The organism is Leucobacter faecis (assembly GCF_054456635.2).
Genome location: NZ_JBTJEP020000001.1, coordinates 258,507 through 272,041, shown reverse-complemented (window position 1 = coordinate 272,041; position 13,535 = coordinate 258,507). Strand labels below are relative to the sequence as shown.

Genomic DNA, 13,535 nt, shown 5'->3' with positions numbered 1-13,535 from the left:
ATGAACGCGTTTGATTCAGCGGCGGCGGGCCAGGCGGCCGGCCAGGCCGCCGCTCAGGCCCCCGCTCAAGCTTCCGGCCAGGCCTCCGCTCACGGAACCGAGCAGCCAGGAGCCCGCCCGTTCGCGGCGGGCTCACCGCAGCTTACGCCCGTCCCCTTTGCGACAGAGCTCGAGCCGATCATCGAGGCGATGACGGCGACGCCGCAGCCGCCTATGACCCGCGAAACGCTACCGCTCATGCGCGGCGGCGGGCCGACGTTCCCCTCCCCCGCAGAGGTCGCGTCACAGTACGGCCTCGACACTGAGGAGCTCGTGATTCCCGGCCCCGAGGGCGCCCCCGACATCGAGCTCACCGTGTTTCGCCCGCGGGGTGTGCCTGCCTTCGTCGCCGACGCAGCGCAGTCGGCCGCAGCCCACGAGACCGCGCTGCCCGTGCTCGTGAACTTTCACGGCGGCGGCATGATCGTGGGTCACCGTTCGTGGGAGCATGGCCGCGTCGCCGACCTTGTCGCGCGCCACGGCGTGATCGGCGTAAACGTCGAGTACCGCCTCGCGCCCGAGAACCCCTTCCCTGCGGGCGTCGAAGACAACTACGCCGCCACCTGCTGGGTCGCTCAGAACGCGGCACAGCTAGGCGCCAACGCGGATCAGCTCATCGTCATGGGCGGCAGCGCCGGTGGCGGGTTCGCGGCGGCGGTCTCGCTGATGGCGCGCGACCGCGGCGGGCCACACATTGCGGGCCAACTGCTGTTGTGCCCAATGCTCGACAACACCAACTCGAGCCCTGCCAGCCTGCAGTATGACGGTATTGGCACCTGGCCGCGCGAGTCGAACCTGCTGGCGTGGGAGTGTGTGCTGGGCGAAGAGCTCGCCTACTCGCCCGAAGCATCCGAGTACGCAGCGCCCGCGCACGCGCGCGACCTGGCGGGGCTACCGCCCGCGTTCATCGAGGTGGGCGCAGCCGAGATGTTCCGTGACGAAGACACCCAGTACGCGAGCCGCATCTGGGCGGCGGGCGGGCAGGCCGAGCTGCACGTGTGGGCCGGCGGTTTTCACGGCTTCGACATGTACGCGCAAGACGCCGAGATCACCCGCGCGGCCTTTGCGAGCCGCGACTCGTGGCTCACCCGCATCATTGGCACAGTGCCGGTCGCGGCAACGGTCGCACCCGCGACGACCGCTCCCGGCGGGCCCGGTAGTGCGCCCACCGCAGAGGCTGATCAAGCGACAGACGCGCTGTGAACGCTCGCGCGCGCGGCGGCGCAAAGAAGCCCATGAGCATCTTGCGCATCACCCTGGTGCTCGGGTTACTCGAAGCGTTTGGGCCGCTATCGATGGACCTCTATCTGCCGCAGCTGCCGCAGCTCGCGCGCACGCTCGACACCACCGATGCGCTCGCCCAGGCGACCATGTCGGTCTGCATGATCGGGCTCGGGCTTGGGCAGCTGATCGCGGGGCCGCTGTCAGACCGCTACGGGCGCAAGCGGCCGCTCGTGGTGGGCGTCGCGCTCTTCGCGGTGCTGTCTGCGGTGTGCGCGGTGGCGCCCTCGATCGAGGTGCTCCTTGCGGCGCGCTTCTTGCAGGGGCTCGCGGGCTCGGCCGGCGTCGTGATCAGCATGGCGGTGGCGCGTGACCTGTTCGAGGGCGTCGAACTGTCGCGCATGCTGTCGCTCTTGGCACTCGTGACGTCGCTCACCCCGATCATCGCCCCGGTGATCGGCGGGCAGCTCGCACTGTTTATGGACTGGCGCGGCATCTTCTTCGTGCTCACCGGCGTGGGCGTGGCGCTGTTCTTTCTCGCGGTCTTTGGGCTGCGCGAAACGCTCTACGAGGGGCGGCACACGGGCGGCGTCGCCCGCACCACCGCGAGCCATATTGGCGCGGTGATGCGCGACCCGCTGTTCGTCGCGTTCATGGCGGCGGCCTGCCTCGGTGGGGTCGCGTTCTTCTCGTACCTGTCGATGTCGAGTTTCGTGCTGCAGGGACAGTTCGACCTGACCCCGCAAATGTTCAGCCTCGTGTTCGCTGCCAACGCGGTCGCGCAGCTCGGCGGCGCGCAGCTCAGCCGCCTTTTCGTGCGGCGCCTCGGCACCGCGCGCATGTACCTCACGGGACAAATCGCGGGCGCCGTATCGGCGGTCGCGCTCGTCGTCGCGACGCTTATGGGCGCCCACGCCCTCACCTACATCGTGCTGCTCGCACTGTTCATCGGCTCGGCTGGGCTCGGCGGGCCCAACGGCTCGACCATCGCGCTCGGCTCCCACGGATCGCGCGCCGGCACCGCCGCGGCCATGCTCGGCATGGCCATGTTCAGTGCGGGGGCGATCGTCGCCCCCACCGTGTCTGCCGTGTTTGGTACTTCGGCGCTCACCATGGCCGGGGCCATCGCAGCGGGCTCCGTTTTCGCCGCGATGATTGCGGTCTGGGCGATCCGGATCGTGCTGCCGCGGCAGCTCGCTGCCCAGCAACGAGAGCAGGATCGCGCCGCGCAGGATCGCGCCGCGCAGGATCGTGCCGGGCAGGATCGCGCCGCGCAGAGCGATGTGGTCACGCAAACGCAACCTCGAGTCTCTTGAAGACAACCCAATCTGTCTCGGCCGGGCTTACGCTGAACGTAACGACCGGTCTCGAAGTGGAGGAACCATGAATACCTACGAAAGTTTGCTTGCAGCCGTTGTCGCCCAGGGCGGCGAGACACGCGAGGTGATTGATCCGGCGACGGGCGAGCTGATCGGTCTCGCCCCGGTCGAGAACGTCGCGGCGCTTGAGGCAGCAATCGACAAGGCCGAGGCAACCCAGAAGTCGTGGGCTGCGCTGTCTGATGATGAGCGCATCGCGTACCTGCACAAGGCGGCCGACGCGATCGAGGCCTCGTCAGAGGCGCTCGCCGAGTTGCTGTCACGCGAGCAGGGCAAGCCGCTCAACGGCCCCAACGCCCGCTTCGAGGTGGGCGGTTGCGTCGCTTGGACCCGCGCTGCGGCAGACACTCCGCTGCCCGTCGAGGTGCTCGTCGATGACGAGTCAGGCTACGCCGAAATGCACTACCGCCCGCTGGGCGTCGTGGGTGCGATCTCGCCGTGGAACTGGCCCATGATGATCTCGATCTGGCAGATCGCGCCGTCGCTGCGTATGGGTAACACGGTGGTCATCAAGCCCGCCGAGACGACCACGCTGTCGGTGCTCGCGCTCGTCGCTGTCATGAACCAGGTGCTGCCCGAGGGCGTACTCAACATCGTGGCGGGCGAGGGTCGCGTCGTCGGCGACGCGCTCACGCGCAGCCCCAAGATCTCGAAGATCATGTTCACCGGATCGACCCCTGTCGGCAAGCGCATCATCGAAGCCTCGGCCCCGAACGTGACGCGACTCACCCTCGAACTCGGTGGCAACGACGCGGGCATCGTGTTGCCCGACGTCGACCCCGCCGCAATTGCAGAAGACCTCTTCTGGGGCGCGTTCATCAACACGGGCCAGACCTGTGCCGCGCTGAAGCGCCTGTACGTGCACGATTCGGTGTACGACGCGGTCGTGTCAGAGCTCGCTAAGGTGGCGGCAGCCGTGCCGATGGGAGTGGGCCTCGACGAGCAGAACGTGCTCGGCCCGCTGCAGAACCGCGCGCAGTATGACATCGTCGACCGCCTCGTCGAGTCGGCCAAGGCCTCGGGCGCACGCGTCGTGCTCGGTGGCAACCCTGACCGCGAGGCCGTAGGCAACTTCTACCCCACCACGCTCATCGCCGACATCGACCCGCAGCAGGAGCTCGTGCTCGAGGAGCAGTTCGGCCCCGCGCTGCCGATCGTGCGCTACTCAGACCTCGACGAGGTCATCGAGCTCGCGAACTCACTCACCGTGGGTCTCGGTGCGTCGGTGTGGTCGTCGGATCGTGACGCGGCACGCAAGATCGCTGCGCGCCTCGAGGCCGGCACCGTGTGGATCAACTCCCACGGCGGCCTGCACCCGATGATTCCCTTCGGCGGCGCCAAGCAGTCGGGTTACGGCCGCGAGTTTGGTGCACTCGGGCTCAAGGCTGTCGCGGAGCCGCAGGTCGTCAGCGGCTAACCCTCCCCGTCGTTCTGCGTGTTCGCCGCAGAATTGATCCCGAAAGGAACTACCCATGCAAGACCAGGTTCAGGCCGCGGTTCAGAAGTACGTTGACGGCTGCAAGGCCGCCGATGCAGCTGTTGTCGCTGACGCATTCGACGAGAACGCGATCATGTGGGGCTACCTCGGCCCCACATACGTGACGCAGTCGGGCGCCGATTTTGCCGCTAACGTTATCGCCGCGGCAGAGCCCGCAGGTGATGACTACGACTACCAGATTCACGGCATCGAGGTAACGGGCGACGTTGCGCACGCGATCCTTGACGAGCAGAACTTCTTGGGCGCGAGCTTCCGTAACCACTTCGGCCTCGTGCGTCGTGATGGCGTGTGGCGTATCGCGAGCAAGGTGTTCACCACCGTGTAGGTTTCGTAAGTAGCACAGCGGCCGCGTGCCCCCGTTCTCTGTGGGGGCACGCGGCCGCTGTTTTGTTCCGTTACGTCCCACGTCACGCGCTACCAGGTCCACCTACGCCTATGGTTGCGACCGGCGCCTATGGTTTCGTCATCGTAAACCGTCACAATCCCATAGGCGCGGGTCGCGCACGTAGGCGCAGGTGGCCACGCAGCCAGCACAGACGCTCACAACCGAATCAGCACACCAGTTATCCACAGATTCGTTACAGCCGCCCACGGCAGACGATATGCCGCAAAACTAGAACAGTGGACGTCACTAAATTTCTGTCTGAGGCAGAGGCGCTACTGCTGCAGCTGGAGGAGCTCTTGCGCACCGGGCACACCGAGGCAAGCGTGCGTGCTCACACTCATCGGGGCAGGTTGGTGAGGGTGCGACCCGGCATCTACGTCGCCGGCGACACTTGGCATTCGTTACGCCAAGATCAAAGGCAACTTGTTTCACTCATCGCCGCTCAAAACGCAGCCAGCCGCCCACTACTGTTCTCCCACCGAAGTGCGGCCACGCTCTTCGATGCTCCGGTATGGTCTGAGTGGCTTTGGCGTTTAGCTCGCGACGGACCCCACACAGTCGGGAGCGCTGCTCTTACGCCTCATGTGCTCACTGTTCCACCGCACAGCAGTGGGTCCTCCTCGGGAGTGCGTCGCCATCGCGCTGCAACGCTGCCCAGCGACACAGTGACGACCCACCGGTTCACTCATACGGGGATGGTTTCAACTGCCGTGGCCCTCGCGCGAACTGAGCCGTTCGTGGTGGCGCTCGCGTGTGTCGACCACATGCTGCATCACGAATTCAGCATCAACAACGTCATTGATGTGAGCTCGTGGCGACACTGGCAGTCTGAACTTTCGGCTGTGCTGCGCGCGACCCCGCGCAGCGCCGGCAATCTCGCGGTGCGGGCGCTGCTCGAGTTTGCGAACCCCGCTTCTGCGTCACCGCTGGAGTCCGTCAGCAAGCTGCGCATGCTGCAGTTGGGCATCGATTTCGAGTTACAGAAGCGCGTGCAAAGCCCGGGCGGACGCTGGTGGTACATCGATTTCTGGTTCCCCGGGCAACAGCGCTTCGGCGAGTGTGACGGTCGTGCGAAGTATGCCGATGAAGTGCTGCGCGAAGGCCGCAGCGCAGACGATATTGTGTACGCCGAGAAGCGGCGCCAAAACGCCATCGAGGGCATCACTCGCACGCGCGGTGTGCGGTGGGGCGCATCAGAAGTTGAGACGCGCGACACATTTGCAAAGATGTGCACTGACTACGGTGTCTCGCACCTCGGACGCCCGTTACCGAGCCTCGACCGCCGGCTGGCCCAGTTTCTGCTCATGCAGCCGTGACGAAAGAAATCGTCGAAGGCACACACGTAAGCGGGCGGTGGCCCTCAAATAAGAGGAGCCACCGCCCGCCAAAAACTCAACCGCGCAAGCACTCAAGCCCAAGCCCAAGCCCAAGCCCAAATGCCCAGGCGCCCCAGTCCGTAAGCGATCAGCTACGCGGTCGCTGCCTGCCGCTCGCGCAGCGCGAGCCACTCAGCCCGGCGCGACGCTTGCAGTACCGGGTCAGCGACCGGCGATGCCGCGAGCAGTCGTTGGCTGTACGGGTGCTGCGGGTTACGCGTCACCGCGTCGCCGTCGCCGACCTCAACCAGGTTGCCGCGGTACATCACGGCGACCCGATGGCAGATGCTGCGCACCACCCCCAGGTCGTGCGAGACGAACAGGTACGACACCCCCGTCTCGCGCTGCAGATCAATCAGCAGGTCGAGCACGGTGGCCTGTGTGGTCAAGTCGAGCGCACTCACCGGCTCATCACAGATGATGAGGCGCGGCTTGCGCACGAGCGCACGCGCGATCGCAATGCGCTGCCGCTGACCTCCCGAGAACTCGCTCGGGTACCGGTCGATCACATTCGCCGGGAGGTTGACGCGCTCGAGCATCTCGCCCACAACGCTGCGTGCCGCGGCGCGATCCATGCCCGCGGTCGACAGCGGCTCGGCGAGGATCTCACCGATGCGCATCTGCGGGTTCAGCGAACCGTAGGGGTCTTGAAACACGACCTGAATGTCAGACGCCAAATCACGCCGCGCCTTGCCCTTCAGGTGAGTGATGTCGCGCCCGTCGAACGTGATCTTGCCGCCTGCGACCGGCACCAGACCGAGCACGGCCTTGCCGAGCGTCGACTTACCCGAGCCCGATTCGCCCACGAGGCCCACGCACTCGCCAGCCCCCACCTCGAGCGACACCTCGTGCAGCACCCGGTTGGGTTTGCGCTTCGTACCGTACTCAACGACTACGTTCTCAGCCCGCAACAGCGGTGCAAATTCGCTCATCGCACTTCCTCCTTCACCGCTGCGCTGCCCGCGGCAGCACCCTCGGTTGTCCCCTCGACTGCCTCTGCGTCCAGCTCGGTGCGGCTCGCCGCACCGTCGAGCGATGCCGCGATCAGCTCGCGGGTGTAATCATTCTCGGGCGATTCGAAGATCGGGCCGACGTCATCAATCTCAACGATCGATCCGGATCGCATAACGACGACGCGGTCACAGATATCTGCCACTACACCGAAGTTGTGGGTCACGATGACGAGTGCCATCTGGTACTCGTTTTGCAGCTCACGCAGCAGTTCGAGCACCTCGGCCTGCACCGTCACGTCGAGTGCCGTGGTCGGCTCGTCGGCGACGAGTACCGAGGGCTTACCCGCGATCGCTCCGGCGATCAGCACGCGCTGCGCCATACCGCCCGACAGCTCGTGCGGGTACGACTTCATCACACGCTGCGGGTCGACGATACCCACGCGGTCGAGCATCGCGAGCGCGCGCTCTTTCGCGTCTGCCTTTGACATGCCGTGCACGGCGCGCAGCGGTTCGATGAGCTGAAACCCGATCGTGTACGACGGGTCGAGGTTACTCATCGGCTCCTGCGGAATGTAACCGATTTCGTGTCCAAGCAGCTGGGCGCGGTCGCGCTTGGACAGCGTGGTCACGTCCTCGCCACCGATCCAGATCGCGTCGGCGGTGTAGTAGCCCGACTTGGGCAACAGGTCGAGCATCGAGAACACCGTCTGCGACTTACCTGATCCGGATTCACCGACGATGCCGAGCACCTCGCCCGGAGCGACGTCGAGCGTGATGCCGTGCACCACCTCGACCTCTCCCTCGGGCGTCTCGTAGTTGACGCGCAGGTTCTCAAGCCGTACAGCGGAGTCGACGGCGGCGACCGAGATTGATCCGGTCGTGGTGGTCGTTGCGCCGATCGGCCGCTTGTTCGCGTTTTGCGCGTTGATCTTGCGGCGTGCGCGCGGTGACAGGGCGACGGTCTTGACGCTGATCGTGTCAGCGAGCGCCGAGCCGAGCACCGCGAGGGCAGCGATCGTGATGCCGAGCGCGAGCGACGGCCACAGCAGCAGTAGCGGGTCGGTGCGCATGACGCGGAAGCCCTCGTTCATCGAGGCGCCCCAGCCGGGGGTCGTGCCGCCGCCGATGCCGAGGAACTGCAGGCCTGCCTGCATGCCCATCGCCATGCCGGCGGTCAGCGCCGACTGGATCACGATGGGGGCGGTGACCTGGCGAATCACGTGGCGGGTCATGATGCGGGCATTCGACAGGCCCGATACCCGGGCAGCGTCAACATAGGCTTCGCTGCGCACCGCAAGCACGGTGGAGCGCGTGAGACGGAAGTAGCCGGGCGCCATGAAAACACCGACGGTGACCATCAGAATGTTGAAGTTGTTGCCCGTGTTCGCGCCCACAATCAGCAGGATCACCATGCCGGGGATCGACTGCAGGCCATCGCTGATCCACGTGGTGATGCGGTCGAGCTTGCCGCCGTAGTAGCCGGCAGAGAGGCCCGAAGGTACGCCGATCACGAGCGCCGTAACGATGGCGACGAGCGCACCCCACAGGGTAATCTGCGTTCCCCAGATCAGCCGGCTGGCGATGTCGCGGCCGGTGGTGTCGCCGCCAAGCCAGTGCTCAGCGCTGGGGGCCGCGCGCGTAATCGCGAGGTCAACGAAGTTGGGGTCGAAGGGCGACAGCCAGGGCGCGAAGACGCCCACGAGCACCACGAGAGCCAGAACCGAGAGCGAGATCGCGCCGGCAGGCTTTCTGATCAGTCGACCGAACAGGGAGTGGCGCTTACCCGCGCGCGAATCCACCGTCTGCGGTTCGATGTTATCGGTGAGCGGAGAGGTCATTTCACACGCGCCTTCGGGTTGATCCAGCCGAGCAGAACGTCGAGCAAGAAGTTAATGATGACGACGAACACGACCGTGATCACGGTGATTCCGAGCAGCATCGGAATGTCGCCGTTTTGCGAGGAGGACTGTGTCATCGGGCCGATGCCGGGCAGTGCGAAGATCTGCTCAACAATGATGGCGCCTGAAAGCAGGCCAACAAACATCAGCGCGAGGATCGTGAGTGACGCGGGAGCCGCGTTGCGCAGCAGGTGCATCACGATACGGTGACCGGGCAGTCCACGGCTGCGCAGGGTGCGCACGTAGTCCTGGGTGTCGGCCTGAATGATGGCGTTGCGCAGCTGTTCGGCGATCATCACGACCGCGCCCAGCGCGAGAGCGATGGCGGGGAGGGTGATGGACTGCAGCCAGCCGGCGACCGACTGACTCGGCTGCACGTAGCCCACTGCGGGGAACATGCGCAGCTGAACCGCGAACGTCATGACGAGCACAAGGGCAACCCAGAAGCCGGGCAGCGCGAAAAGGATCACCGAGCCCGCTTTGACGAGCTTGTCGATCCAGGTGCCGGGGCGCAGGCCCGCCGCGATACCGAAGATCGCTCCGAGAACCGCCGAGAGCAGAATCGAAACGGTCACAACCGACAGGGTGACGGGGAGCTTCAGCGCAAGCTGCTTGCCCACCGGCTGGAAGTTCTTCCAAGAGACACCGAAGTCGCCCCGAAGCAGGTTTGCAAACCAGTCACCGAACTGCACGAGCAGCGGCCGGTCAGTGCCGATTTTCTCGGCGAGAATGGCTTGCGATTCGGGGGTCGCTGCGCTTCCCAGCAAGCCGAGTGTTGGGTCAGGGATGGCGGTGTGCGCGAGGAAGAACGTGCCGGTCGCTACGACGAACAGCAAGATCACTCCCGAAAGCAACCGCTTCAGGGTAAAGGTGAGCATGAAGACTCCGGTGTCCGATCATTGGGGGTGGTGTGAAAGGGACCCCGCGTGCGCGGGGCCCCTTTCGAAGTGGTGACCGCTCGCGGTTAGCCCGCGAGGTCGATCTGACGCAGCGTCGGGAACATCATGCCGGTGATCGGGGTGACGGTGAAGTCACTCGACGAAACGTATGTGTTCACCGACTGTGCCCAGACCGAGAAGAACGCGTTCTCGGTGACGAGGGTGTTGAGCTTCTCAATCTCCTTGGTCTGCGCGTCACCCGGCTCTGCGGTCTTCACGACGTCGAGCTGAGCTGCAACCTCGGGGAACGAGTCGAGGCTCGGGTTCGGGTTGTACCACTGGGGCTGAGAAATCTGACGCTCAATGGTGGCCATCGGGTTCGAGTCCATCGCAATCACGCCGATGAACATCGGGTAGTCGGGAGCAACCGACATGTACTGCATGAAGTCGGTCTCCTTCCAGGTGAGACCGATGCCGAGCTCCTTGAACGTCTGGTCGACGATCGCCTGGTAGGGCTGGAACGGGGGTGCCATCGGCATCGTGACATCGAAGCCATCAGCGTAGCCTGCTTCTGCCAGCAGCTCCTTCGCCTTCTCGATGTTCGCGGGGTAGAGGTCGGTGAGCGACTCGACGTAGCCTGCGGTGCCCACGGGGAACACCTGGTTGGTGGCCTCGCCGACGCCCTGAGCGATCGTCTCGACCATCTCGGGGCCGTTAAACGCGTAGTTGAGCGCCTGGCGCACCTTCAGGTCGCCGAGCGGCTTGCCCATTTCGGTGGCACCGATGCGGTCACTGAACTCGAGACCAACCCACATCGAGAGCCCGGTTGCAACATTCCAACCCTGATCCGGAGCCATGTCCATGGCCGTCTTGTCAGCGTAGATGAGGTTGAACTGGTTGCTCTCCATGCCGTTGAGCATTGCCGTCGCGTCAGACAGCGGGCTCACCGTGAGCGGGTCGAACGGGAAGTCGTCGCTTGCCCAGTGGTCTGCGACCTTAGCGAAGTGGTACTCGGCGCCGGGGATCGAGTCGTCGCCGAGGGTGTAGGGGCCCGAGCCGACCGGCGTCTCTGCCAGCGTGCCCGCATCGATTGCGTCGGGCGACATCATGTAGCTACGGCCGAGGCCCATGTAGTACAGGATCGTGTCGTCGCGCTGCGTGAGGTTGATCGCGATGGTGTCTTCGTCGACGGCCTCGAAGCTATCGACGTTGCGGTACGCCTCCTGCGAGCGTGCACCCGCCTGCAGGTACTCGAGGCTCTTCACTGCGGCGTCGGCATCGAACGCAGCACCGTCAGAGAACTTCGCGTCGCTGCGAAGATCCATGGTGATGGTCTTGAAGTCGTCTGAGACCTCCCACTCGGTGGCGAGGGCGGGCAGCGGCTGGCCGTTCTCGTCGATCGCGAGCAGCGGATCGTAGATCGCCGAGAGGTACGGGCCATCGAACCCGACGTCAGCGAGCGACGGGTCCCACGACGTGACGTCGAGGAAGTTGCCGATGCTGAGGGGCTTGACTCCGCCGGCGGCCTCATCGCTGCCGCTGGCTGCATCCCCGCCACCGCCAGAGCAGGCGGTCAGAGCGAGCGCTGCTGCGGCGAGGGCCGCGACGCTCGTAAGTGTTTTCTTCATGTCTACTTCTCTCGATTCCGGGACATGGGTTTTGGGTGAAGACCTCGTTGTTGTCAGTGCCACCATGCAACGTGAACTGTCCGTTGTTCACCCGCGGGTTGTACGTCACTTCAACGTGTCGTCGGTTTTCATTCTACGCACGTTGACAATAAGCACAACTCCATTTTGTGTAACAAATTAGAAACAGACCGGCTGGCAAGTCTCTTGCGGATCGTATACGATCGCATCACGCCCCCATTGAAGTGGAGAACACGTGCTCAATCAATCCCAGATCGCAGCGATCGCCGACGAACTAGTGCAGGCAGACAAGGATCGCACGATCCTGCCCAAACTCACCAGCCGCTACCCCGGCATGCAGATCGAAGACTCCTACGCCATTCAGAAGGAATGGTCAGATCGTCGCATCGCCCAGGGCGCGCGCCTCGTCGGCCACAAGATCGGCCTCACCTCCAAGGTGATGCAGGTTGCCACAGGCATCTCAGAGCCCGACTACGGCGTGATTCACGACGACATGGTTTACGAATCGGGCTCGGTGCTCGAATTCGATCGTTTCTCGAACGTGCGCATCGAGGTTGAGCTCGCGTTCGTGCTCTCGAAGCCCCTCACCGGCCCCAATGTGACACTGTTCGATGTTCTCGACGCGACCGCGTACGTCGTGCCCGCCCTCGAGGTGCTCAACTCGCACCTCGAGCTCGAGGGCCGCACGATCGTCGACACGATCAGTGACAACGCTGCCATGGGCGCCATGGTGATCGGTGGCCGCCCGGTCAAGGTCGACGACATCGACCTCACCTGGGCGAAGGCGCTGCTCTACCGCAACGAGGGCATCGAAGACTCGGGTGTCGCGGGCGCGGTGCTCGGCCACCCTGCGCTCGGTGTCGCGTGGCTCGCAAACAAGCTCGCCCAGCACGGCCAGTCGCTCGATGCCGGTGAGATCATTCTCGCGGGCTCGTTCACGAAGCCCATGTGGGTTGAGCGCGGCGACACGGTGCACGCCGACTACAACGAGCTCGGGAGCGTCACGTGCCGGTTCATCTAACCCTCCCCGACACGCTGCGCGCGCGTCTCGACAAGAGCGATCGCCCACTCATCGGGCTGTGGGCCTGCGCCGGCAGCGCCGTCACCGCCGAAATTGTGGCTGGAAGCGGCTGCGATTGGGTGCTGCTTGACGCAGAGCACTCCCCCAACGGGCTCGAGTCGGTGCTGGCTCAACTGCACGCGATGTCGGCGTACCCGGTCGCGCCGGTCGTGCGCCCACCGTTTGGCGACACCGTCACGATCAAGCAGTTTCTTGATCTCGGCGCACAGAACCTGCTTATTCCCATGGTCGACACGGCGGCGCAGGCGCGCGAGATCGTGCGCGCGGTCAGCTACCCCGACGGCCAGGGCGGCGGAGTGCGCGGCGTAGGCTCAGCGCTCGCCCGCTCGGCCCGCTGGAACCGCGTCGAGGGCTACCTCGGTCGCGCCCGCGACACGATCAGCCTGACCGTGCAGATCGAGTCGGCCGAAGCTGTACGCAATGTCGAAGAAATCGTCGCCACCGACGGTGTCGACGCGATCTTCGTCGGCCCCTCCGACCTCGCGGCCTCGATGGGGCTGCTCGGCCAGCAGAACCACCCCGACGTGGTCGCGAACGTGCTGCGCGCGATCGAGGCGGGCCGCGCGGCAGGCAAGCCCGTGGGCGTCAACGCCTTCGTGCCGGCCGACGCCGAGCGCTACATCGCAGCTGGCGCCTCGTTCGTCGCCATCGGCGCCGATGTCGCGATCCTCGCGCGTCAAACCGAGGCTCTGGTCGACCGCTTCACGGCCTCTGGCTCCGGATCAGCCACCCCCCGCGCAAGCTACTAGCCGCGCGCGAGCCTCCTCCCCTGTCATGCTGCGGGAATACTCCCTCCCCCGTCATGCTGCGCGAGCGAAGCGCGTCGCAGCATCCACACGACTGGCCCCAGCGACTCCTTCGTCGCGCAGGGTGACAAGGAAGGGTTCGCCTTACCACTGCCGTCATGCTGCGGCGACGGAGTCGATCGCAGCATCCACGCGACCTACAGTTGCACTCACGCAGGAGATCAGCACTCCTGCAGGATCAAAACCTGGTTTTAGTCCTGCAGGAGTGCTGATCTCCTGCACGAGTGCAAATTCACTGCACCGCACCGAGCTCCGTGTCGACCGGAGGTGGACCCTGCGACTCGCAAGCTCGCGCAGGGTGACATGGGTGAGCCCGCGCAGGGTGACGGGAGGCTGGACAAGCTCGCGCAGGGTGACATGGGGTGAGCTCGCGCA

At 65.2% G+C, this 13,535-nt stretch carries 11 protein-coding genes; 7 read left to right on the top strand and 4 right to left on the bottom strand.

The genetic code is table 11. From position 1 onward, the window contains the following. The 5 genes from ACXR2T_RS01240 to ACXR2T_RS01220 all read left to right on the top strand — a co-directional run bounded on the left by ACXR2T_RS01240 (position 1) and on the right by ACXR2T_RS01220 (position 5,838). Positions 1-1,242 (top strand): alpha/beta hydrolase, encoded by a 1,242-nt coding sequence (locus ACXR2T_RS01240; RefSeq protein WP_458815166.1) that lies wholly within the window; start codon positions 1-3, stop codon positions 1,240-1,242. Further along, complete coding sequence (locus ACXR2T_RS01235; RefSeq protein WP_458838020.1) at positions 1,239-2,576, top strand: multidrug effflux MFS transporter; 1,338 nt, start codon at positions 1,239-1,241, stop codon at positions 2,574-2,576. Before ACXR2T_RS01240 ends, ACXR2T_RS01235 begins: the two co-directional genes overlap by 4 nt. 67 nt (positions 2,577-2,643) lie before the next feature. Next, positions 2,644-4,056 (top strand): aldehyde dehydrogenase family protein, encoded by a 1,413-nt coding sequence (locus ACXR2T_RS01230; RefSeq protein ID WP_458838021.1) that lies wholly within the window; start codon positions 2,644-2,646, stop codon positions 4,054-4,056. Positions 4,057-4,111: 55 nt separating this feature from the next. Next, positions 4,112-4,462, top strand: coding sequence for a nuclear transport factor 2 family protein (locus ACXR2T_RS01225; RefSeq protein WP_458815160.1), 351 nt, complete (start codon positions 4,112-4,114; stop codon positions 4,460-4,462). A gap of 755 nt (positions 4,463-5,217) precedes the next feature. Beyond that, the gene (locus tag ACXR2T_RS01220) at positions 5,218-5,838 is read left to right on the top strand and encodes a hypothetical protein (protein ID WP_458838022.1); all 621 of its coding nucleotides are present in this window, start codon (positions 5,218-5,220) and stop codon (positions 5,836-5,838) included. A 152-nt stretch (positions 5,839-5,990) separates the two neighbouring features. On the opposite strand, the gene ACXR2T_RS01215 is transcribed toward ACXR2T_RS01220, so the two are convergent. The 4 genes from ACXR2T_RS01215 to ACXR2T_RS01200 form a co-directional block, all read right to left on the bottom strand. Then, on the bottom strand, positions 5,991-6,830 hold the full coding sequence (locus ACXR2T_RS01215) for an ABC transporter ATP-binding protein (RefSeq protein WP_458815153.1): 840 nt from the start codon (positions 6,828-6,830) through the stop codon (positions 5,991-5,993). Next, positions 6,827-8,689, bottom strand: coding sequence for a dipeptide/oligopeptide/nickel ABC transporter permease/ATP-binding protein (locus tag ACXR2T_RS01210; RefSeq protein ID WP_458838023.1), 1,863 nt, complete (start codon positions 8,687-8,689; stop codon positions 6,827-6,829). Before ACXR2T_RS01210 ends, ACXR2T_RS01215 begins: the two co-directional genes overlap by 4 nt. Further along, entirely contained in the window at positions 8,686-9,627 is a 942-nt protein-coding gene (locus tag ACXR2T_RS01205) for an ABC transporter permease (protein WP_458815149.1), read from the bottom strand. Before ACXR2T_RS01205 ends, ACXR2T_RS01210 begins: the two co-directional genes overlap by 4 nt. 86 nt (positions 9,628-9,713) lie before the next feature. Then, a complete protein-coding gene (locus ACXR2T_RS01200; protein ID WP_458815147.1) occupies positions 9,714-11,255 on the bottom strand; it encodes an ABC transporter substrate-binding protein in 1,542 nt (513 codons plus the stop codon). 253 nt (positions 11,256-11,508) lie between these two features. Between ACXR2T_RS01200 and ACXR2T_RS01195 the strand changes: the two genes are divergently transcribed. Further along, entirely contained in the window at positions 11,509-12,294 is a 786-nt protein-coding gene (locus ACXR2T_RS01195) for a fumarylacetoacetate hydrolase family protein (RefSeq protein WP_458815145.1), read from the top strand. Continuing rightward, a complete protein-coding gene (locus ACXR2T_RS01190) occupies positions 12,279-13,103 on the top strand; it encodes an HpcH/HpaI aldolase family protein (protein WP_458838024.1) in 825 nt (274 codons plus the stop codon). The genes ACXR2T_RS01195 and ACXR2T_RS01190 overlap by 16 nt, the downstream gene beginning before the upstream one ends. Positions 13,104-13,535 lie beyond the last annotated feature (432 nt).